We start from the raw sequence: 20,442 nt of genomic DNA, 5'->3' as shown, positions 1-20,442 counted from the left end.
AGGCAGATTGGCGCTCGGAGGTCCCGGGCGTCTTTTTTTGCAGTAGAGAATGATTGATAAAAATAAAAATGTCAGATATTTTTATAAACATGAGTTGAAATTGAGATTCGCTGACAATTGAGGGCAGGATGACGCAGCAAGGCAGTCAAACGAAAGCAGAGCCGCTTTATTCGCTTGCGCATCTTACGTTGATCAACGCGACACCGGCTGAATTGGTCTATATTGCCGCGCGTGCCGGTTATGATGCGGTGAGCCCGCGCTTTATCCCGATGAAAGTCCCGGGTGAGTTCTCCGAAACCCCGGTAAGCAAGGCGCAGATCCAGGCGACCAAGACAGCTTTGGCGACAACGGGTGTAAAAGTGCTGGATGTTGAGCTGGCGCGGATCACCGAAGATGTCGATCCACGCAGTTTTGAACGCGCGCTGGAGCTTGGTGGGGAGTTGGGCGCGAGGCATATGATCATGTCTGCCTGGACACCGACGCGGGATGACCGGAACTTTTTGATCGATGTCTACGCCGAGACCTGTGATCTGGCCGCGGGGTATGGCCTGACCGTGGATTTGGAGTTTCCCAGCTTTTCCAGATTGCGCACCTTGGATGAAACACTCGACATTGTGCGGGCAGCAGACCGGCCCAATGGCGGGATATTGGTGGATACGCTATACCTCCACCTAAGTCGGGTGGATCTGGGGGAGCTGCTGCATGTCCCCTCAGAGCTGTTTCACTTCCTCCATATCTCGGATTGTTTGCCCGGCATCGCGGACACGCGCGAAGGGATGATCCAGCTGGCGCGCGATGCACGTCTGTATCCGGGGGAGGGGTGGATCGACTTCAACGGCATCATCGAACGGATGCCGCCGATGAACTACTCCATCGAATTGCCCAACCAAAGCCGTGTGGCTGAACTGGGCTACGAAGAACATGCGCGCCGCTGTCTGCAACATGCAAAGCGCACTTTCGGTGCTGCCCGTTCGCAGCGCCGCGTCATTGATACCCCAACATTGAAAATCAAAGAGGACCACCATGGGCAAAGAGCTCACTGATGCAGATCGCCAGTTGGCGGCAGACATGTTGGCGCGTGCCCGCGTCGCCATGTCCGAGATTGAAGACTGGAGTCAGGAAAGCCTGGACCGGCTGTCTCAGGCCATCGCTTGGTATGCAGGCAACGAGGAGACGTTTACGCGGCTGGCCAAGCAGGGCGTAGATGAAAGCGGTATTGGTGACCGCGATGGCCGCCCCGCAAAACGGTTCAAGATCCACATGGTCTTGCGCGATGTCCTGCGTACACCTTCGACTGGCGTTGTCGAGGTCGACGAAGAAAAGGGGCTGGTCAAATATGCAAAGCCGGCTGGCGTGATCGCGTCACTCATTCCGATGACTAATCCGGCCATGACGCCGCCTGTCACGGGCGTATCAGCTGCCAATGCGCGCAATGCGGTGATTTTTTCGCCGCATCCAAGGACCGCCCACACAACCTATGAAATGGTTGAGGTGATGCGCGCCGCCTGTCGCGCTGCGGGCGCCCCGGAAGACTTGTTTCAGGCCATTCGGAAACCTTCGATCCCCCTGACGCAACACTTGATGGAAATCTGCGACCTGACCTTGGCCACGGGCGGCAAGCCAATGGTTAAGGCGGCCTACAGCTCTGGCCGGCCGGCGTACGGTGTTGGGGCAGGAAACTCGTCAATCGTTATTGATGAAACTGCCGACATCGAAATCGCCGCTCAGAACAGTCGGATTTCAAAAACCTCGGATTTTGGCTCCGGGTGTTCTGCGGATGGCAACATCATCATTCAGCGGTCGGTCTATGACCAAATGGTCGCTGCGCTGGTAGCAGAAGGGGGCTATCTGTGTAACGCCGAGGAAAAGGCCAAGCTTGAAGCCGCCATGTGGGATGACAAGGGCAATCGTACCTTTCCCACCATTGCATGCCGTCCGCAGCAAACGGCCGAAGTTGCAGGGTTTTCGATCCCTGAAGATCGCAAATTCCTGATGGTGGAAAATCAGGGGCAGATCGGGGCAGAGCATAAGTTTTCCAAAGAAAAACTGACCACGCTGATGGCACTTTACCACTTTGAAACATTCGATGATGCGCTGGATACCGTAAGCCAGATCTACGCTGTTGGGGGCAAGGGCCATTCCTGCGGGATCTATAGCCACAATAACGAAAACATTGATCGGCTCGCCCGACTTGCACCCGTCAGCCGCATGATGGTGCGTCAGCCACAGTCCAAAGCAAACGCAGGCGCATGGACCAACGGGATGCCGATGACATCCAGCCTTGGGTGCGGGATCTGGGGCGGCAACATCACCAATGAAAACGTCACAATGAAACATATGATGAACTACACTTGGGTCAGCCGCCCTATCCCCGAGGATCGCCCCTCGGAAGAGGAACTGTTCGGTGAGTTCTTTGGACAGGAGGTCGCGTGATGGATGGTCAGCAGGTCGATAGCCAGACGCAGGGCAAAACGGTTGCCGAACACATCGTCGATTTTCTGGAACGTCGTGAGGTCGAACATGTCTTTGGCCTATGTGGCCACACCAATATTGCGGTGTTGGCGGCTCTGGCCGACAGTCCGATTGAGTTTGTCACAGTGCGACATGAACAGATCGCCAGTCACGCAGCGGACGCTTACGCACGTGTGACGGGCAAGGCCTCGGTGGTGTTGTCGCATCTCTCTCCTGGGTTAACCAACTGCGCCACCGGGGTCGCAAATGCTGCATTGGATTGCATTCCGATGGTGGTGATCGCCGGGGACATCCCGACGCATTACTACGGCAAACATCCCCATCAGGAGGTGAACCTGCACGCGGATGCGGCACAATGGGAAATCTACCGGCCCTTTGTGAAAAGGGCTTGGCGGGTGGACCGCGCGGATTTGATGGCCGAAATCCTGGAAAAGGCCTTCCATCTCGCAGAAAGCGGCCAGCCTGGGCCGGTTTTGGTAAATGTCCCAATGGATATTTTTTCCGAAGTCATCCCGGCCGACGGTTTTGAGCGCGTTGCGCAAAACACCAGAACCCTTTCCAAACCATCTATTGATGATGAAACGGCGCGTGAAATCGTTCAAAAGCTGGCCAATGCACAAAATCCTGTTGCCTACGTCGGTGGTGGCATTTTGTTGGCCCAGGCCAGTGAAGAATTACGTGAGTTTGTTGATCACATGGGATTGCCGGTTGCCCATTCCTTGATGGGTAAGGGGGCGTTGCGTGACGATCATCCGCTTGTGATGGGGATGACCGGCTTTTGGGGCACCAGCCTTGTGAACCAGAGCTGCCTCAAGGCGGACACTATTTTTGCGGTGGGAACACGCTTTAAGGAGGCCGATTGCTCCAGTTGGTATCCCGGCTACACCTTCAATATCGGTGGCAAAGACGATGTGACCAAGGTCATTCATATCGACATTGAGCCGCAAGAAATTGGCCGGAACTACCCAACCGAGATTGGCGTCGTCGCAGATGCGAAAGCGGCTTTGCGGGTCCTGACACGTGTTGCAAAAGAGATGTATCCCGATGGTTTTGCACGGGATGAAAAACGGGCGGAAATCGCAGAGTTTCGCACAGCTTTCAAAGCGTCCAACGAAGACATGCAAACCTCAGCAGCCTTTCCAATGATGCCAGAGCGCATTCTTGCTGACACGCGCAAGGCTCTGCCTGAGGACGCGATTATCACAACAGATGTCGGCTGGAACAAAAACGGTGTTGGGCAACAATTCGATATTCTGACACCGGGATCGATCCTGACGCCAGGGGGCTTTGCGACGATGGGATTCGGCCCTCCGGGGGCGCTGGGCGCGAAACTGGCAGCCCCTGATCGTGTGGTGCTCAGTCTGGTTGGGGATGGTGGTTTCGGTCAAAACCCTGCCGCGCTGGCGACGGCGGTTGAGCTGAACCTTGGGATTATCTGGTTGGTTATGAACAACAACGCCTTTGGCACCATCGCTGGCCTGCAAAAGGCCCACTATGGGCTCACCTACGGGACCACGTTCCCCGGCAGCGCAGCTCAGCCAGAACATGGGCCGGATTATGCCGCGATAGCGCGTGCTTACGGGGCGGATGGGATCAAGATCAACAGCGCGGAAGAGCTGTTGCCGACACTTGAGGCGGCGATGGCAAGTGGTCGGCCAACTGTTCTGGATGTGCCGATGATCAACAATCCAACGCCCACAACTGGCCACTGGAATATTTTGGACATCTATTCTCCCGATGCGGATGTCAGCCATGTTTCAACGGATTAATTGCACCGTTTGTCCAAAGGATCGGGGCGCTCAAGCCCCGATCCCAATCGGAGACCGATCATGTTCAAAAACGTCCTAATTCCTGTTGCCCTAGATCATTTAGACGCTTTGCCGAAGCAGGTCGCATGTGCACGTCAAATGCTTGCTGATGATGGCCATCTCACGGCACTGACTGTGTTGGAGAGCCTGCCGAGCTATGTAGCTGAATATGCCGTGATTGAGCGCAGCCCGAAAGAGTTCCTGCAAAATGCGCAGGAGGTTCTAAGGTCCGCGCTAAAGGATCACCCGGAAATCGGATGCAAGGTTGGGACCGGTAAACCGGGCGTTGCGATTGTTGAGGCTGCCAGCAAGATGGGGGCCGATCTGATCGTGCTTGCCGCACAGCGACCAGGCAGCGAAGGCTACGCCCTGGGGTCGACAACCTCTCGCATTTGCAGGCGCGCCTCCTGCTCTGTGTTGATCGTTCGATAGAGAGAATTTGTGGCAAATGCATCGTGCCGTCGGCCCCAACGTGACATTTCGTGGGGCTTTTGAGACGCTAGGGGGGCTGGTCGGTTGCTACAAATTGGGCAAGACGTGGGCGCGTGAAAACTAAAATCTCCAAGGGGCTAATGGGATAAGCCTTGGGCGCCAAATTGAGCGGCGTTCAGACAGTATTTAGCCACTTGGCCGTGCTGATGGATGCAGTGGTTGAGATGGCGTTGAAGCTTGCTTCGCAACGCCAGTCTGGAGGAGCGGCGCGTTTTTGAATGTTGGCTCCGCCTCTAATGGACGATGTTCGGACTTGATACCTGCCAAAACCACGGAAGACCTCTTCATCTAAATTTGGAGTTTGGACACAGATTTGACGGCTTGGCTCTTCACTCCATATCAAGGCCCCAATAGAAAAATTTGGCGTTTTTTGCGGCTGCTATAAACAACGAAAGCGCAGCTCCAATCTCGTACTGATATAGCATTCGGTTACAGCGATTTGAGTATGAGGTGGCCCAATGAAAGTCCTTCGAGCGCACAGCAGAGGAGGCCAAATTTCCTCTTCAAAGCACGAATGCTTCTTTGCAGACCAAATTCCAAATCAGGCACCAATCGCTCGTTCTTTTCAAATGTGACGAACGGCCGGGCCCAGCCCAAGACAGCCCTGTTGCCCATCGCTGGAGCAACCAGTTTACTAATGCGGAGGAGGGCGGAAAGCCGGAGTTCGCTGCGATCTGTAAAAGTGTCCGCTTTGCGCAGGAAACAGACTTTGCAAAGTTCGCCTTTCGGCCCACTACTGTCGTTAGCGGGAAGCCAAAACGCTGCACTGCAATTTTCCTAAAGCTGCCGTTGGCGCACGGGTGCAGCATTTTGGCGAGTTATAGGTCGGCAGTGCGGGACACTGCCGACATTTGAGCAATGTCCGCTTCGGGGGCTAGCATTTTGTCTTTAGGCACTCATAGACGCCACCAAAGGGAGGGTCTTGGACAGTCCTTCGGCTGTCTCCAGCGCGCCTTCAAGGAAGCCCCCATAACTGTGGGCGGTCTCCGTGGAGCCGAAGTAGAGGCCCTGCTGCGCCAACGGACGTAATTCGTGCGGCAAGCCATAGCTTGGTTGGCGGCTGACGGGCCGTCGGTCTTGCGCGCGGGCGATCTCGGGAACGGTCGCCCAGTCTTGCAGGATCAAGTCGCGCGGGTTGCCCATCTCGGGGCCAAACAGCGCAACGAGTTGCTCCTGGGCAAGCTTCATCACCTCGTCCCGATGAACCTCTCTGGCATCCGCGGGCACGCCCACAAAACCAAACAGTGCGTAAGGCCCACCGTTCATTGGCGAGGCGTCGTGGATTTCGAACATCGGCCCGCAGTGGCTCATCGCGTCGCCAGAGAGGCCAGCGTTGCGCCAGTGCGGCTCGTCATAGACGGCAACAATTTTCGCCTGACCCGCCATCCATGTGGGGACATTCTTGAGCGATTGAAGTTGCGCGGCATCCAGTGCGGGCTCGAACGTCACGTTGTCCGCAACCACGCGTGGCGGAACAGCCAGAATGATCTGACGTGCCTTAATGGTTGTCGCTGACCCATCTTGGATGACGGTCGCTGTTATACCGTCCGAGCCATGGGCAACCGTGTCGAGCCTGGCGTTCGTGAGGATCTTGTTTTCATCCAACGAATTGGCCAGCCCATCAATCAAAGCGCCCATCCCGCCGTCCAAGCGGTGCGACCCTTGCATCGAGGCATAGCCCCGCCCGCGTTGAACGGCACCTGTTTGGTCCTGATACATCAGATCGCCGGTTGAGAACTGCTCGAAGACGGGGATATTGAACCGCCGGGAAAGTGCGGCCATGCGCGGTTGGCCAGGCCAAAACCAGGCTGGGCCAAGATCGAACCGGCCACCCGCGATGTCTTTGGTCATGATCCGGCCTCCCAAGCGTTCCTGCGCCTCTACAAGCAAGAAGTCAGTGCCTTGCTGGGCCAAGTGATCCGCCAGAGCGAGGCCTGACAGGCCGCCGCCCACTATGAGAATGTCTGTTTGCATCAGAATGCCTCCCCCATAGGTCTGAGATCCAGCTCATGGGTCCAAGTAGATTTCGGTTGGTTGGCGAGGTCCAGATAGACCTGCGCGATGTCTTCAGGTTTCATCATCCGGGCGGGGTCCATGCCATGCAGGTCTCGGCTGGCTTCGGTGTCGACAATCCCGTCCAGGATCACATGTGCCACGTGGATGCCCTTCGGCCCGTATTCCCGCGCCAATGATTGTGTCAGCGCCCGAAGCGCGGCCTTTGCAGCAGCGAACGCCGCAAAGTTCTTGCCCCCGCGCAAGCTGGCCGTCGCGCCCGAGACGATGAATGTTCCGCCGCCGGTTTCGACCATGCCGGGCAACACGCCCTTGGCAAGGTTCACCGCCGAAAGAACCATCGACCGCCAGGTTGCTTCGAAGTCGTCAACCGAGGTGTTCTCAAAGTCAGAAATCACCAACTTGGCTGTGTTATGAACCACCAGCTTGGGCGCGCCATGGGTGCCGTTCAGATCGAGCAATTTGCGCGCGGTGAGATGAGCGTTCGCGAGATCCACAGCTAGGATCGTCTCCTTGGCGCCGTTGGGCACCGTACGGTTCAGCCCAAAAGCGATGTAGCCATTGTCATTGAAGCTTGAGACCAAGGTTTGGCCAAGCCCTGCCCCGGCCCCCGCGACAATCGCGAGGGATGCGCTTTGAGCAGCCATGTCGTTTTCCTCCGGTTAAGTGGGCGCGGTTGGTGCCTCGGCCAGATGGTCAGATTTGATCCAGAGGCGTGCACCTTCCGGACCTGCGATTGCGTTCAAGGGCATACCCGCGGGAAGCCTCAGCCAAGAGTTCTTCGCAAACTCTTCGCCACTTTCGACAAATGTGCCCTCTATCACCAGCGCCTCGAAACCCTTGTGGTCGTTGTCCGCAATGGAGGCATTGGCGTCCCACACCTCAATGCGCACGCGCTCGCGAGCATCTTGAAACAGCGGGATTTCGGCTACGCCGTCGCGGACGGGCTGCGGCGTCTCGGCCATCGAGCCGATGGTCACTTGATTGCGGTCGTCCATGTTGAATTGCCAGAGTTTGACAAAAATCGTGGCGCCTGAGGCCGAACTGGGGGTATGCGACGATGTCGGTGGGTTGCGCACATAGGTGCCAACGGGGAAATCGCCATGTTCGTCCTGAAAGACGCCATCGAGCACCAGATACTCCTCACCGCCTGTGTGGGTGTGAGCAGAGAAGGCGCTGCCGGGCGCGTAACGCACGATCGTGGTGGCCCGTGCGACCTCGTCGCCGATCCGGTCCAGCATCCGACGGTCCACCCCTTTCATCGGCGAGGCGACCCAGGGCTCTTTATCTGAATGCACGACGGCGCGTTCGTCAAAGTTTGCGTTGAGTTCCATATCTGTCACCTTTCTCAAAGGTTGATTTTCATGCCTACAGCGATGGGCACCAACCGCTCGCCATAGGACAGTTCAAGGGCGTTCGTTGCCCGCCAGCCGGTGCAATGCCCCGGCAGAATAAGGTCGATGTCAAACTGCTCAAAGTCCGCGACAGTTTCTTCGATGATCCGCTCATTGAGGCACCGGGGCGGCATTTGTTACCGCCCCGATGGGGTGTCGTTCATGCCGCCAAACGCGCTTTGAGCGCTTCGGCGAGCGGCGGTGCAGAGGCAGGGCTCTGACCGGTCATCAACGCGCCGTCCTCGACAACGTTGGCCTCCCAGTTGGCCTTGCTGATATAGTTGGCACCGCGGCCCTTCAGCTCGTCCTCAAGCGAGAACAGCAGGTGATGCAGAAGCTCGATCTCGCTGTCCTCGGCGTTCTTAAAGCCAGTCAGATCGACGCCATTGACCAAGTACTCGCCGTTCGAGAGCTTGATGTCGCGCAAGATGGCGGGCGCGTGACAGACCATCGCCACGGGCCGGTCGCTTTCGTAGAAGTCCCGGATCATCTTGATCGCGTAGCTGTCGCTCGCCAGATCCCAGATCAGTCCATAGCCGCCCGGCACAAAGAGCGCGTCGAAGGTCGAGCAGTCGATCTCGCGCAGCTTACGAGTGTTCTGAGCCGCGAACATCGCCACAGGATCATTGAAGAAGCGTTCGGTGTATTCCGTCGTGAAGGGGGCTTTCATCGAGAGCAGATCAATCGGCGCCGCGCCGCCCTCGGGCGAGGCAAAGACGACCTCATATCCAGCTTCGGTCAGGATGTAGTAGGGCGCCGCCAGTTCGGTGAACCAGGTGCCGGTCTGCTTACCCGAAATGCCCATCTCGTCGACCGACGACATCACAAGCAGCACGCGCTTTTGTTGGTTTCCAGTAGCCATTGTCAGAGTTCCTTTCTGTATCTACCTATCAGTTGGTAGGTATTGAATTAGAGATTGACCTTGCTTCTGTCAACGGCTATCTATCAATCGATAGGTGAATGAGTGTAGACCCATGACAATGAAAGAGAAAATTCTTGAGGCCGCCGAGAAGCGTGTGCGAGGCGTGGGCTTTGCCGAGATGAGTTTCCGCGATCTGGCTAAAGACGTGGGAATCAAAAGCGCAAGCGTGCACTACCACTTTCCGACCAAGCCAGACCTCGGTGAGGCCCTCGTCACGCGTTACGCGGAGCAGTTTAAAGAAGAACTCGACAGGATCGACCAAATCGAGCTGGGCGCGGCGCTGGACGCTTTCGTGGGGCTCTATTCAAAGGCGCTTGTGTTGGGTGAGTCCATTTGCCTTTGCGCCGTAATGGGCGCCGAGGCCATTGGACTGCCGGAAAATGTGAACGCACGTACAAAAGCGTTCTTTGAAATGAACAAGGCGTGGCTGGAAACGCTGCTGACCGAACACGGCGTCGAACATGCTGCTGAAACCGCTAACCTGATCGTTGCCGCCCTTGAAGGCGGCATGATCGTGGCTTCGACGTCAAAAAAACGAGCGATCTTCGAGCAAGTTGCAGAAGCAGCCATTCGGCGCGCTGCAAATTAGGGCCCAGTTGGGCTCTAAGCCGCCATGCGGCAGTGCGGCAGCGTGTCCGCAGCAAAACTGTGCGCAAACCAAGGTTATCAATTGCTGGTGCAAGCCCAAAGCAGACATGCCTATCTGCAGAATGGGCGGAAAGCGGTCATTCGCCGTGAACTATGTGAAGAGCAGCTATTTGAAGGACTGTCTGACGTCAGCGCTTATGGGTCCAAATAGGGCGATTTGATAAGAGAGTGTTTCTGGCTCATCGTGACCACCGAGGAGTGGACGATGAGAAAGACAACTAAGAGCCCTAGCGAGAAGATCGTCAAAGACATCAAACGGGCAACCCGCAAACAGTATTCAGCTGAAGAGAAGATCAGGATCGTGCTGGATGGCCTGCGTGGCGAAGATAGCATTGCTGAGCTTTGCCGCCGTGAGGGGATTTCCCAAGGGGTTTACTACAAGTGATCCAAGGACTTCTTGGAAGCCGGGAAAAGGCGGTTGACTGGCGATGCCGCCCGCGCGGCCACGACCGACGAAGTCAAAGACCTGCGTCGTGAAACCCGCGATCTGAAGGAGGTCGTGGCCGAGCAAACGCTGGAATTGCGTCTTCTCAAAAAAAGCATGATCGGCCCCTCTCGGGGCATTGCTTTGCAATGCCCTGCCGGGCAGCGGATGGGGGCCACCAAGAATGAGGTACGCCGCATCAGAGAAGCTGGAGATCATCCGGCAGGTCGAAGGCTCGCATCTTTCAGCGCGCCAAACGCTGGCCAAACTGGGTATCCCGCGCACCACGTTCTATCGTTGGTATGACCGATACCGGCAGTCCGGCGAGACTGGTTTGCAGGACCAATCTCCCAAGCCCAAACACGTCTGGAACCGCATCCCTGATGAGGTGCGACGCAAGGTCGTCAAATTAGCTCTAAAGGAAACAGAACTATCACCACGGGATTTGGGAGTCACGTTCACGGATCAAGAAAGCTATTTTGTATCAGAGGCTTCAACATACCGGATGCTGAAAGCCCATGACCTGATCACCAGCCCCGCCTTCATCGTCATCAAGGCGGCAAATGAGTTCAAAGACAAAACTACGGCCATCAACCAACTCTGGCAAACCGACTTCACGTATCTCAAGGTTTTGGGCTGGGGGTGGTTCTATCTCAGCACGATCCTCGACGATTACAGCCGCTACATCATCTCGTGGAAACTCTGCACAAACATGAGGGCTGAAGACGTGACTGATACGCTGGATCTGGCGCTTGAGGCGTCGGGATGTGATCAGGTCCACGTTGTTCATAAGCCGCGCCTGCTGAGCGACAATGGGTCAAGTTACGTTTCTGGTGATCTGGCGGAATGGTTGCAGGACAAAGGAATGAAGCACAGCAGGGGCGCACCTTATCATCCCCAGACACAGGGTAAAATTGAGAGGTGGCATCAGACTTTGAAGAACCGCATCCTGCTGGAAAACTACTTCCTGCCCAGCGATCTCGAAGCTCAGATCGAAGCCTTTGTCGATCACTACAACCACCAACGCTATCACGAAAGCCTGAACAACGTCACGCCAGCCGATGTCTACTTCGGCCGTGACAAAGCCATTCTGGAAAAACGAGAAAGGATCAAACAAAAGACGCTCGAAACGCGACGCTTGCATCACAGCCAGCGCGCCGCATAATCAAACCAACCAGATGAGCCAAACTCTCTCTTAGCTTAAGCCCCAATTGGTTCCAAAAGCTCTGACGACGGACAGACCGATACACAGAAGCTCGCGGTGTTGAACGGGGTGCTGGAGAGGTTTGGGATGGGGTAATGAGGCATATGGGCTAGATCACCGGTGTTTAGTGCCGTGTCGTAACTGAGAAGCTCGCAGATCATATCGCGGCCTCGAGACGCACGCCAATTTTGTCGCCACTTTCAATAGTACAAAAGGCCAACTTCAAGGTGAGGACTTCCCAGGGTAGGGGCACTTCACACCCTATGGCCGCATATCGGTCAGCAAGAGCCTCCTTGGAACATAAAATACAAAATATATTTTATGTCGTGTTCCGTATATTTATCAGCTACTTAAGTTGAATTTGTCTACACATTTCGCGACGGCACGGCTGTCGCTCACCTAAATTGTGGTTTTCTGGGGCCGTAACTTGCTTTGAGTGCCGCAAGAGCAAAGATCAACTTAGGATTGTGATTGTCTCCGTTCGTCTGCATGCTGGTGAAACAGCACAAACGTGAATTCTCATTTCTTGCGGCCTCGCCAAGTGTAACGTAAGCGGTGCGCCACCCCCACACTTTCGAACTGACGTCTGATCTGCGATTCAGAGGCTTCTTTGTTTTGTGGGGAGTTTCTCGATGGGAGCTATATGTGAGTTTCTGGCAAGTGTGCCGCGTCGGGCGGATGGCAAGCGGAGTTGGCCACCGGAGTTGAAGGCTCGGATTGTGGCGGAGACGTTGCTCGAAGGCGAGACGGTCAAGGCGGTTGCGAAGCGGTATGAGCTGATCCCCAGCACAGTGTCTGATTGGCGGCGGATGGCGCGGCAGGGCAAGTTGGTTCTGCCCAATTTGGACGGCATGGACTTCGTTCCTGTTGAGATGGAGACGCCTGCGCCCGTGGCTTCGCCCCTACCAACAGCATCAACCAGCACGCTTGATGTGATCCAAGGCGATGTCACCATTCGTTTGGACGCCGCGACACCAGCGGCGCGGGTCGTTGAGATCGCACGGGCTTTGGCTACGTGATCATGCCATCCCATAAAGTGCGGATTTTTGTGGCCAGCGATCCTGTGGACTTCCGCAAAGGTCATGATGGGCTGGCCGCCTTGGTACAGAGCCACCTGCGTCAGAAGCCGTTTGATGGGTCGGTTTATGTCTTCCGTGCCAAGCGGGCAGATCGATTGAAGCTGATCTATTGGGACGGCAGCGGATTGGTGATGGCGTACAAGCGGCTGGAAGATAACAGTTTCACATGGCCTGCGATTAAGAACGGGGTGATGCGTCTGGAGCCAGCCCAGTTTGAGGCTTTGTTCGCAGGTCTGGATTGGCGACGCGTGCAGCCCCTGGAGGTGACAGCTCCGGCTGCGGCGGAGTGACTCACGGGGGCGTTTGGGCGGGCCATTCCACCCTTGTTTTGGTATGGAACTGGGCATGCGTGCCCCTGATGACCTGCCCAACGACATTGCCGAGTTGAAGGCGATCATCCGTGCGCAACAGGATCAGAATGCGCGACTTGAAGCCCTGGTCGCGTCCTTCAAGAAGGCGCTGTTTGGGTCCAAATCCGAGAAGATTGACCCCGCCCAATATGAGTTGGAACTCGAAGATATCGAGACGGCCATCGCGCAGGTCGAAGCCGAGATTGACGCAGACGAACGCACCGCGCCGGTGCGGCCAGCAAAGCCGCGCCAGACAAACCGTGGATCGCTGCCCAAGCATCTGGAACGGGTAGAGGTGGTCATTGAACCTGATCTCTCCTGCGCCTGCGGAACCGCGCGTCATGTCATAGGTGAGGATGTGAGCGAACGTTTGGACATCATCCCTGCACAGTTCCGCGTTATCGTCACCCGTCGCCCCAAATACGCCTGCCGATCCTGCGAGGACGGGATCACTCAGGCCCCAGCACCACCACACATCATTGCAAGCGGCATGCCGACCGAAGCCACTTTGGCGCATGTTCTGGTCTCCAAATACGCGGACCACCTGCCGCTTTATCGACAGGCGCAAATCTACAGTCGCCAGGGCATCGATCTGGATCGCTCGACCTTGGCCGCTTGGGTGGGCAAATCGGCATTCGAGTTGGCCCCGGTCTATGAGGCGCTGATGGCCGATCTGAAGCGCTCAACCAAGCTGTTCATGGACGAGACACCGGCACCGGTTCTGGCCCCAGGGCGGAAAAAGACCAAAACCGGATACTTCTGGGCGCTGGCCCGTGATGATCGCCCATGGGGCGGTGATGATCCGCCCGGTGTGGCCTTCACCTATGCGCCAGGGCGATCCGGCCAGCATGCAGACAATATCTTGAAAGGCTTCAGCGGCACCCTGCAGGTGGATGGCTATGCTGGCTACAACCGCTTGCTCAAACGGCCCGCACAGGATGTGAGGCTGGCCTATTGTTGGGCCCATGCACGCCGCAACTTGCATGATGTTACCCAGTCCAGCATTGCCCCGATCGCGCAGGAGGGTTTGGCGCACATTCAGGCGCTCTATCGCATCGAAAAAGACCTGCGTGGCCTAACCGCAGACCAACGCAATGCTGCACGGCAGGAGCGCTCAAAACCTATCATCGACACCCTCGAGCTTTGGCTTGCCCAAGGTCGTGCCCGTGTCTCGTCCAAATCCCCAACTGGAGAGGCCCTGAAATACATCGCAAAATACTGGGATGGGCTAATCCTGTTCCTCGACGATGGTCGCATCGAACTCGACAACAACTCCGTCGAACGCACCATCCGACCCATTGCTCTAAACCGCAAAAACGCGCTCTTCGCCGGGCACGACGCTGGCGCACAGAACTGGGCCGCCATCGCGTCACTGATCGAGACCTGCAAACTCAACGGTATCGAGCCACACGCATATCTGTGCGGCGTACTCACAGCCATTGCTGGCGGGCACAAGCAAACCCACATCAATGAACTGCTGCCTTGGAACTACGCTAAAACCGTGTGATCGGCGCACCGCTTACAGTGTAACACCAAGAGCGAGTACTCAGATGCGAATTTCATTAAAGACTAAGTTAGCAGCTTTATTAACCTTTCTAACACTGATGATTGCCGTCATTGCTTGGATTTCCCTCAAGGAGATGCAGATCCTTAAGGAAAGAAACGCAAAGATAGTGACCGAAGATTTTCAGGCACTCAGAGACCTCGACGAATTAGCAATCATCCAGGAACGCATTCAAAATGTCGTTCGGGACTTCGTGATGATTGATGACCCCAAATTGCATCATGAAATTGAAGAGCATTTGGCAGAGTTGGAGCACGAAGAAGAAGCGTTGTTGGACCGTTCTTATGGACACGCAGCTGCAAAAGAACGGGATATTCTCGATCAGTTTGTTGCGCTTCGACACAAACTTGAGGCCGTAAATGCGGAGGCTATCAAGCTATATGAGCAGGGGGACCCGCAAGCTGCTGCAGTCAAGCTCGTTATTGAGGGCGGCGTTTATGATGAAAAGATCCTCAAGCTGGTGCATGATTTCTCGGTACACGAGACCGAAGTGCTAGCGGAAGATGTCAAGAAATCAGCCGAAGAGTATGAGTTGGCTAGGTTTGAGCTCATCGGAATAACCTCTCTCGCCTTAGTATTTAGCCTCGGGACTGGCTTTGCGATCATGCGCAGCATCAGCAAGGGTTTGTCTGCAGCTCAAAAGCTAAGCGCAAGCGTTGCGGCAGGCGATCTTACCAGCACAGTGGTTGTGCAGCGAAATGACGAGATTGGATCACTGCTAACAGACCTTAATCGGATGGTAGCCGACCTACGAGGAACGGTTGGCGATGTTACATCCTCGGCCACCAATGTGGCATCCGGGGCGGTTCAGGTGTCAGCGACCTCGCAGCAACTGCAGGAAGTATCTGTGAGCCAGGCTGCCGCAACTGAGGAGGCTTCTGCTTCAGTGGAACAGATTGCCGCAAATATCGCGCAGTCTGCAGAAAACGCACAGAAAACCGAAGGAATTGCTTCGAAGGCAGCGGATCGTGCAAAAGAGAGTGGCGAAGCTGTGAAAGAGGCGGCCGGGCATCTTGAAACAATTGTAAACCGGATAGAAGTTGTTCAAGAGATTGCGCGCCAAAGTAAGCGGTGCGCCGATCACACGGTTTTAGCGTAGTTCCAAGGCAGCAGTTCATTGATGTGGGTTTGCTTGTGCCCGCCAGCAATGGCTGTGAGTACGCCGCACAGATATGCGTGTGGCTCGATACCGTTGAGTTTGCAGGTCTCGATCAGTGACGCGATGGCGGCCCAGTTCTGTGCGCCAGCGTCGTGCCCGGCGAAGAGCGCGTTTTTGCGGTTTAGAGCAATGGGTCGGATGGTGCGTTCGACGGAGTTGTTGTCGAGTTCGATGCGACCATCGTCGAGGAACAGGATTAGCCCATCCCAGTATTTTGCGATGTATTTCAGGGCCTCTCCAGTTGGGGATTTGGACGAGACACGGGCACGACCTTGGGCAAGCCAAAGCTCGAGGGTGTCGATGATAGGTTTTGAGCGCTCCTGCCGTGCAGCATTGCGTTGGTCTGCGGTTAGGCCACGCAGGTCTTTTTCGATGCGATAGAGCGCCTGAATGTGCGCCAAACCCTCCTGCGCGATCGGGGCAATGCTGGACTGGGTAACATCATGCAAGTTGCGGCGTGCATGGGCCCAACAATAGGCCAGCCTCACATCCTGTGCGGGCCGTTTGAGCAAGCGGTTGTAGCCAGCATAGCCATCCACCTGCAGGGTGCCGCTGAAGCCTTTCAAGATATTGTCTGCATGCTGGCCGGATCGCCCTGGCGCATAGGTGAAGGCCACACCGGGCGGATCATCACCGCCCCATGGGCGATCATCACGGGCCAGCGCCCAGAAGTATCCGGTTTTGGTCTTTTTCCGCCCTGGGGCCAGAACCGGTGCCGGTGTCTCGTCCATGAACAGCTTGGTTGAGCGCTTCAGATCGGCCATCAGCGCCTCATAGACCGGGGCCAACTCGAATGCCGATTTGCCCACCCAAGCGGCCAAGGTCGAGCGATCCAGATCGATGCCCTGGCGACTGTAGATTTGCGCCTGTCGATAAAGCGGCAGGTGGTCCGCGTATTTGGAGACCAGAACATGCGCCAAAGTGGCTTCGGTCGGCATGCCGCTTGCAATGATGTGTGGTGGTGCTGGGGCCTGAGTGATCCCGTCCTCGCAGGATCGGCAGGCGTATTTGGGGCGACGGGTGACGATAACGCGGAACTGTGCAGGGATGATGTCCAAACGTTCGCTCACATCCTCACCTATGACATGACGCGCGGTTCCGCAGGCGCAGGAGAGATCAGGTTCAATGACCACCTCTACCCGTTCCAGATGCTTGGGCAGCGATCCACGGTTTGTCTGGCGCGGCTTTGCTGGCCGCACCGGCGCGGTGCGTTCGTCTGCGTCAATCTCGGCTTCGACCTGCGCGATGGCCGTCTCGATATCTTCGAGTTCCAACTCATATTGGGCGGGGTCAATCTTCTCGGATTTGGACCCAAACAGCGCCTTCTTGAAGGACGCGACCAGGGCTTCAAGTCGCGCATTCTGATCCTGTTGCGCACGGATGATCGCCTTCAACTCGGCAATGTCGTTGGGCAGGTCATCAGGGGCACGCATGCCCAGTTCCATACCAAAACAAGGGTGGAATGGCCCGCCCAAACGCCCCCGTGAGTCACTCCGCCGCAGCCGGAGCTGTCACCTCCAGGGGCTGCACGCGTCGCCAATCCAGACCTGCGAACAAAGCCTCAAACTGGGCTGGCTCCAGACGCATCACCCCGTTCTTAATCGCAGGCCATGTGAAACTGTTATCTTCCAGCCGCTTGTACGCCATCACCAATCCGCTGCCGTCCCAATAGATCAGCTTCAATCGATCTGCCCGCTTGGCACGGAAGACATAAACCGACCCATCAAACGGCTTCTGACGCAGGTGGCTCTGTACCAAGGCGGCCAGCCCATCATGACCTTTGCGGAAGTCCACAGGATCGCTGGCCACAAAAATCCGCACTTTATGGGATGGCATGATCACGTAGCCAAAGCCCGTGCGATCTCAACGACCCGCGCCGCTGGTGTCGCGGCGTCCAAACGAATGGTGACATCGCCTTGGATCACATCAAGCGTGCTGGTTGATGCTGTTGGTAGGGGCGAAGCCACGGGCGCAGGCGTCTCCATCTCAACAGGAACGAAGTCCATGCCGTCCAAATTGGGCAGAACCAACTTGCCCTGCCGCGCCATCCGCCGCCAATCAGACACTGTGCTGGGGATCAGCTCATACCGCTTCGCAACCGCCTTGACCGTCTCGCCTTCGAGCAACGTCTCCGCCACAATCCGAGCCTTCAACTCCGGTGGCCAACTCCGCTTGCCATCCGCCCGACGCGGCACACTTGCCAGAAACTCACATATAGCTCCCATCGAGAAACTCCCCACAAAACAAAGAAGCCTCTGAATCGCAGATCAGACGTCAGTTCGAAAGTGTGGGGGTGGCGCACCGCTTACGCGCCAAACAGATTTGCTGGCTCTCAATGCTGCAGTGGAAGCGGCTCGAGCGGGAGATCATGGTAGAGGCTTCGCCGTTGTGGCCAGCGAAGTGCGAAAGCTGGCTGAGCGCAGTCAGGAAGCTGCGGCAGAGATCAACAGCCTAACCACTGTTACAGTGTCTTCTTCAGAAACTGCCTTGCAGATGATGGAGGAACTTGTCCCGGAAATTCAATCTACCTCAAAGCTTGTAGGGAATATCGCTACATCTAACGTCGAGATTTCCAAAGGGATTGAGCAAATTGGAATTGTTGTTGGGCAAGTGGATAACTCAAGCCAAACCAACACAGCCGCTTCAGAGGAGCTCTCGGTCACTGCTGAGGAGTTGTCAGCGCAGGCAAGAACTCTACAGGAGACGGTTAGTGGCTTTAAGTTAGAGGCGCGAGATTCAAGCCAAAAGGAAGACAAACAAACCATAAGTAGCGAAACGACCGCGACTGAAGAAACAAAAGCTGTCGTGTCGCTCGATCTAAGTGCCCAAGACGATGATGAAGATTTTGTCCCTCTGCGATCTAATGCCGCTTAGTGACTGACGTGTTGGGCGGGCACCTCTATAAAGTGCCCGCCCATTTCGAATTTTCACAGATTCAATCACTGGTGCAAAACTTAGCTTCCAGAAGCGCCACACTATTGTCGAAATGGACTTTTAGAGCTTCAGAAGCTGCCTCCAAGTTACGTTCTTGCACACTGTTGAAAATTGCTGCGTGCTCATCATCAAAGGCATCGAAGTTTGGATCAACAAGCTCGTCGTCGACCTGAAAACGCTTCAAGTTTTCACGCCCATCTTCAATTTTTTGGATCATCGTTGGCCAGTTGCTCGAACGAAACAAGTAGCTATGGAAGAGCTGGTTCAGATCGTACCATTTACTCGCACTTAGAGTTCGATCTCTCATCTGCTCCAGCACGCTGCCCATAGCTCTGACGTTGTCGTCCGAAATGCTCAAAGTGCCTCTAATTGATGCCGACAATTCAAGTGCAAAAATTGTGGCGGCCAATTCGATCAGCTCATTGCCGCCCATGGTGGCAACGACAGCGCTTTTATTTGGTTTCTTTTCGACAAGCCCCTGAGCAACCAGATACTGCAAGCCCTCTCTAACGGGGGCTTGGCTCACGCCCAGCCGTTTGCTTATTTCGGCAGGCAGCAGCACCGCGCCTGGACGAATGTCTCCAGACAGGATCTCATCGCGTAAAATCGCGGCAGTTTGAGCTGCAAGCGTCATGACAATTGGCTTCAACGAGCATCTCCTACAAAGGACTCCTCAAACGAGGCACGCCGCTTAAATTACTGTATTTGAGTATTCACCGTGGCCCGCCAAAATTCAATCCTTCCCTGCTTGGATGCTTCAGTTTGGAACTTGTCGGCCGCCCTTGCGCGGCCAGTTTTTCCACCGTTACTTTCTTGGGAAGTTTTCAGGGTGTCACATTGCTGTATGCCGAAAATGGCCTGTGAGCGTTGCATTTGTCCTAACTTTCTTCCACCGTGCCACGGCCTTTTGCCAATGCGGTAAAAGCATCGCATTTATGCGTTTGTTGCGCCGCTTGCCGTTGAAATTCGAAATGACTGAGTTCTGGATTGGGCCTGTCTTCTAATCCGAACCTACGGGATCGCATCAACTCGCGGCATTCCCTCATCGAACAAGCCCTCAACATTTCGTAACTTCGTCAATACTTTTTGTTTGTGCCGTTTGAGGCCGATCTTCTACCCTCCGTTTCCCAACTACAGGGACGGGCCGCTTCATTGAGGGCGGCTCAGGTACGTGCGCTAGAGTTCGAGCTACAGGCGCTACAAGCGATTGCCAGCTTCGCCAAATTGCGTTGCCATCATGTGCGCGTCTGTGAGGCAGATTTAAAGATATCTATGGGAGAGCCTTAATGAAAAGAGGAATGCTGTTATCGAAGTGGGCTTGCAGGGCTGAACCAACAAGCTCGCGGTCCCTCTTTCGGGCCGCAATGAGAAGGGCGACATGCTCACTATGAAACCGATCTGCATTGAAACTAATCAGTTCAGTGTCGGTTTGGAAACGCATAAGGTTGCGCCGTCCGTCTTCGACCATTTGGATCAGCTTTGTCCAGCCGCAAGCTCTGTACATGCAAGCATGAAATTGATGGTTGTGTTCATACCATGTCACCGGATCATTTTCTGCGGCTTTCATTCTTTCAAGCAGTCGTTCCATTTCATTGAAGTCGCCATCTTGCATCTTCTCGACCCCCAGACCGGTGGCTGTATTTTCAAGAGAAAAAACGATCAACCCCAGCTCATACAACTCGTCTGGGGACAAACTTGAAACTCTGGCGCTTCTGTTGGCACTCTGCTCGATCAGAGATTCTGCCACCAATTTTTGGACGGCCTCTCTTACCGGCACACGACTCACACCCAACTGTTCGGCTACCACATTCGGAAGGATTGGTTCCCCAGGACGTAAACGTCCTGACAAGATCTCCTCCCTCAGAAAGGTGGCGACTTGATGTGTCAATGTTCCGACAATCATCGTATGTGGTCTTCCCAGAATTGCAGTCGAGTTGATCTTGGATCATCCACAGAGGGAGTGTCAATAAGTCAGAAAA

20 protein-coding genes and 1 pseudogene are annotated in these 20,442 nt (G+C 55.5%); 11 read left to right on the top strand and 10 right to left on the bottom strand.

Annotated elements, in window-relative coordinates; translation table 11 throughout:
- The first annotated feature begins 128 nt into the window (after positions 1-128).
- From ACORLH_RS12490 to ACORLH_RS12475, 4 genes are read left to right on the top strand one after another with little or no spacing between them, the layout of a single operon-like run.
- Positions 129-1,043, top strand: a complete 915-nt coding sequence (locus ACORLH_RS12490; RefSeq protein WP_321828731.1) for a sugar phosphate isomerase/epimerase — start codon at positions 129-131, stop codon at positions 1,041-1,043.
- Positions 1,024-2,433, top strand: coding sequence for an aldehyde dehydrogenase family protein (locus ACORLH_RS12485; RefSeq protein WP_321828730.1), 1,410 nt, complete (start codon positions 1,024-1,026; stop codon positions 2,431-2,433). Before ACORLH_RS12490 ends, ACORLH_RS12485 begins: the two co-directional genes overlap by 20 nt.
- Positions 2,433-4,241, top strand: coding sequence for a thiamine pyrophosphate-binding protein (locus ACORLH_RS12480; protein ID WP_321828729.1), 1,809 nt, complete (start codon positions 2,433-2,435; stop codon positions 4,239-4,241). The genes ACORLH_RS12485 and ACORLH_RS12480 overlap by 1 nt, the downstream gene beginning before the upstream one ends.
- Positions 4,242-4,301: 60 nt before the next feature.
- Entirely contained in the window at positions 4,302-4,712 is a 411-nt protein-coding gene (locus ACORLH_RS12475; RefSeq protein ID WP_321828728.1) for a universal stress protein, read from the top strand.
- A 948-nt stretch (positions 4,713-5,660) separates the two neighbouring features.
- On the opposite strand, the gene ACORLH_RS12470 is transcribed toward ACORLH_RS12475, so the two are convergent.
- From ACORLH_RS12470 to ACORLH_RS12450, 5 genes are read right to left on the bottom strand one after another with little or no spacing between them, the layout of a single operon-like run.
- Positions 5,661-6,746 (bottom strand): NAD(P)/FAD-dependent oxidoreductase, encoded by a 1,086-nt coding sequence (locus ACORLH_RS12470; protein WP_321828727.1) that lies wholly within the window; start codon positions 6,744-6,746, stop codon positions 5,661-5,663.
- A complete protein-coding gene (locus ACORLH_RS12465) occupies positions 6,746-7,432 on the bottom strand; it encodes an SDR family oxidoreductase (RefSeq protein WP_321828726.1) in 687 nt (228 codons plus the stop codon). Before ACORLH_RS12465 ends, ACORLH_RS12470 begins: the two co-directional genes overlap by 1 nt.
- A gap of 15 nt (positions 7,433-7,447) precedes the next feature.
- Complete coding sequence (locus ACORLH_RS12460; protein ID WP_321828725.1) at positions 7,448-8,119, bottom strand: cupin domain-containing protein; 672 nt, start codon at positions 8,117-8,119, stop codon at positions 7,448-7,450.
- Positions 8,120-8,133: 14 nt separating this feature from the next.
- Positions 8,134-8,313: a hypothetical protein gene (locus ACORLH_RS12455; RefSeq protein WP_321828724.1), complete on the bottom strand. Its 180-nt coding sequence runs from the start codon at positions 8,311-8,313 to the stop codon at positions 8,134-8,136.
- Positions 8,314-8,339: 26 nt separating this feature from the next.
- Complete coding sequence (locus tag ACORLH_RS12450) at positions 8,340-9,041, bottom strand: type 1 glutamine amidotransferase domain-containing protein (RefSeq protein WP_321828723.1); 702 nt, start codon at positions 9,039-9,041, stop codon at positions 8,340-8,342.
- Between the two features lie 112 nt (positions 9,042-9,153).
- On the opposite strand from ACORLH_RS12450, the gene ACORLH_RS12445 reads away from it, so the two are divergent.
- From ACORLH_RS12445 to ACORLH_RS12420, 6 genes and pseudogenes are all read left to right on the top strand, one after another.
- Positions 9,154-9,690, top strand: coding sequence for a TetR/AcrR family transcriptional regulator (locus ACORLH_RS12445; RefSeq protein WP_321828722.1), 537 nt, complete (start codon positions 9,154-9,156; stop codon positions 9,688-9,690).
- 264 nt (positions 9,691-9,954) lie between these two features.
- Positions 9,955-11,338, top strand: a pseudogene (locus ACORLH_RS12440) (IS3 family transposase).
- Positions 11,339-12,009: 671 nt separating this feature from the next.
- Complete coding sequence (locus ACORLH_RS12435; protein WP_321828718.1) at positions 12,010-12,396, top strand: transposase; 387 nt, start codon at positions 12,010-12,012, stop codon at positions 12,394-12,396.
- Positions 12,397-12,398: 2 nt separating this feature from the next.
- Complete coding sequence (tnpB, locus tag ACORLH_RS12430) at positions 12,399-12,746, top strand: IS66 family insertion sequence element accessory protein TnpB (protein WP_321828719.1); 348 nt, start codon at positions 12,399-12,401, stop codon at positions 12,744-12,746.
- A gap of 55 nt (positions 12,747-12,801) precedes the next feature.
- A complete protein-coding gene (gene tnpC / locus ACORLH_RS12425; RefSeq protein ID WP_321828720.1) occupies positions 12,802-14,313 on the top strand; it encodes an IS66 family transposase in 1,512 nt (503 codons plus the stop codon).
- A gap of 43 nt (positions 14,314-14,356) precedes the next feature.
- Positions 14,357-15,469: a methyl-accepting chemotaxis protein gene (locus tag ACORLH_RS12420; protein WP_321828721.1), complete on the top strand. Its 1,113-nt coding sequence runs from the start codon at positions 14,357-14,359 to the stop codon at positions 15,467-15,469.
- On the opposite strand, the gene tnpC (ACORLH_RS12415) is transcribed toward ACORLH_RS12420, so the two are convergent.
- The 3 genes from tnpC (ACORLH_RS12415) to ACORLH_RS12405 are packed head-to-tail and all read right to left on the bottom strand — an operon-like array spanning position 15,451 to position 17,754.
- Positions 15,451-16,962, bottom strand: a complete 1,512-nt coding sequence (gene tnpC, locus ACORLH_RS12415) for an IS66 family transposase (protein ID WP_321828720.1) — start codon at positions 16,960-16,962, stop codon at positions 15,451-15,453. The two genes, ACORLH_RS12420 and tnpC (ACORLH_RS12415), sit on opposite strands and share 19 nt — an antisense overlap.
- 55 nt (positions 16,963-17,017) lie before the next feature.
- The gene (gene tnpB, locus ACORLH_RS12410; RefSeq protein ID WP_321828719.1) at positions 17,018-17,365 is read right to left on the bottom strand and encodes an IS66 family insertion sequence element accessory protein TnpB; all 348 of its coding nucleotides are present in this window, start codon (positions 17,363-17,365) and stop codon (positions 17,018-17,020) included.
- A 2-nt stretch (positions 17,366-17,367) separates the two neighbouring features.
- Entirely contained in the window at positions 17,368-17,754 is a 387-nt protein-coding gene (locus ACORLH_RS12405) for a transposase (RefSeq protein ID WP_321828718.1), read from the bottom strand.
- A gap of 34 nt (positions 17,755-17,788) precedes the next feature.
- Here ACORLH_RS12405 and ACORLH_RS12400 point away from each other — a divergent pair, with 34 nt between their 5' ends.
- Positions 17,789-18,403: a methyl-accepting chemotaxis protein gene (locus ACORLH_RS12400; RefSeq protein ID WP_321832815.1), complete on the top strand. Its 615-nt coding sequence runs from the start codon at positions 17,789-17,791 to the stop codon at positions 18,401-18,403.
- 61 nt (positions 18,404-18,464) lie between these two features.
- Here the strand turns inward: ACORLH_RS12400 and ACORLH_RS12395 are convergent, their stop codons facing one another.
- Positions 18,465-19,112 carry a GntR family transcriptional regulator gene (locus ACORLH_RS12395; protein ID WP_321828717.1) on the bottom strand — a complete coding sequence of 216 codons (648 nt, stop codon included), beginning with the start codon at positions 19,110-19,112 and terminating at the stop codon, positions 18,465-18,467.
- Between the two features lie 621 nt (positions 19,113-19,733).
- Complete coding sequence (locus tag ACORLH_RS12390; protein ID WP_321828716.1) at positions 19,734-20,366, bottom strand: GntR family transcriptional regulator; 633 nt, start codon at positions 20,364-20,366, stop codon at positions 19,734-19,736.
- Positions 20,367-20,442: the final 76 nt, after the last annotated feature.

Source organism: Thalassovita sp., from assembly GCF_963691685.1.
GTDB lineage: Bacteria > Pseudomonadota > Alphaproteobacteria > Rhodobacterales > Rhodobacteraceae > Thalassobius.
The sequence above is the reverse complement of the archived record's forward strand: the minus strand, read 5'-3'. Positions and strand labels throughout refer to the sequence as shown.

Excerpts from the sequence above, each read along its gene's own strand:
- ACORLH_RS12390 (WP_321828716.1), bottom strand. The coding sequence starts at position 20,366 with ATGATTGTCGGAACATTGACACATCAAGTCGCCACCTTTCTGAGGGAG.
- ACORLH_RS12445 (WP_321828722.1), top strand. The coding sequence starts at position 9,154 with ATGACAATGAAAGAGAAAATTCTTGAGGCCGCCGAGAAGCGTGTGCGA.
- ACORLH_RS12470 (WP_321828727.1), bottom strand. The coding sequence starts at position 6,746 with ATGCAAACAGACATTCTCATAGTGGGCGGCGGCCTGTCAGGCCTCGCT.
- tnpC (WP_321828720.1), top strand. The coding sequence starts at position 12,802 with ATGCGTGCCCCTGATGACCTGCCCAACGACATTGCCGAGTTGAAGGCG.
- ACORLH_RS12455 (WP_321828724.1), bottom strand. The coding sequence starts at position 8,313 with ATGCCGCCCCGGTGCCTCAATGAGCGGATCATCGAAGAAACTGTCGCG.
- tnpB (WP_321828719.1), bottom strand. The coding sequence starts at position 17,365 with ATGCCATCCCATAAAGTGCGGATTTTTGTGGCCAGCGATCCTGTGGAC.
- ACORLH_RS12435 (WP_321828718.1), top strand. The coding sequence starts at position 12,010 with ATGGGAGCTATATGTGAGTTTCTGGCAAGTGTGCCGCGTCGGGCGGAT.
- ACORLH_RS12420 (WP_321828721.1), top strand. The coding sequence starts at position 14,357 with ATGCGAATTTCATTAAAGACTAAGTTAGCAGCTTTATTAACCTTTCTA.
- ACORLH_RS12485 (WP_321828730.1), top strand. The coding sequence starts at position 1,024 with ATGGGCAAAGAGCTCACTGATGCAGATCGCCAGTTGGCGGCAGACATG.
- tnpB (WP_321828719.1), top strand. The coding sequence starts at position 12,399 with ATGCCATCCCATAAAGTGCGGATTTTTGTGGCCAGCGATCCTGTGGAC.
- ACORLH_RS12450 (WP_321828723.1), bottom strand. The coding sequence starts at position 9,041 with ATGGCTACTGGAAACCAACAAAAGCGCGTGCTGCTTGTGATGTCGTCG.
- ACORLH_RS12465 (WP_321828726.1), bottom strand. The coding sequence starts at position 7,432 with ATGGCTGCTCAAAGCGCATCCCTCGCGATTGTCGCGGGGGCCGGGGCA.
- ACORLH_RS12490 (WP_321828731.1), top strand. The coding sequence starts at position 129 with ATGACGCAGCAAGGCAGTCAAACGAAAGCAGAGCCGCTTTATTCGCTT.
- ACORLH_RS12405 (WP_321828718.1), bottom strand. The coding sequence starts at position 17,754 with ATGGGAGCTATATGTGAGTTTCTGGCAAGTGTGCCGCGTCGGGCGGAT.
- ACORLH_RS12460 (WP_321828725.1), bottom strand. The coding sequence starts at position 8,119 with ATGGAACTCAACGCAAACTTTGACGAACGCGCCGTCGTGCATTCAGAT.
- ACORLH_RS12475 (WP_321828728.1), top strand. The coding sequence starts at position 4,302 with ATGTTCAAAAACGTCCTAATTCCTGTTGCCCTAGATCATTTAGACGCT.
- ACORLH_RS12480 (WP_321828729.1), top strand. The coding sequence starts at position 2,433 with ATGGATGGTCAGCAGGTCGATAGCCAGACGCAGGGCAAAACGGTTGCC.
- tnpC (WP_321828720.1), bottom strand. The coding sequence starts at position 16,962 with ATGCGTGCCCCTGATGACCTGCCCAACGACATTGCCGAGTTGAAGGCG.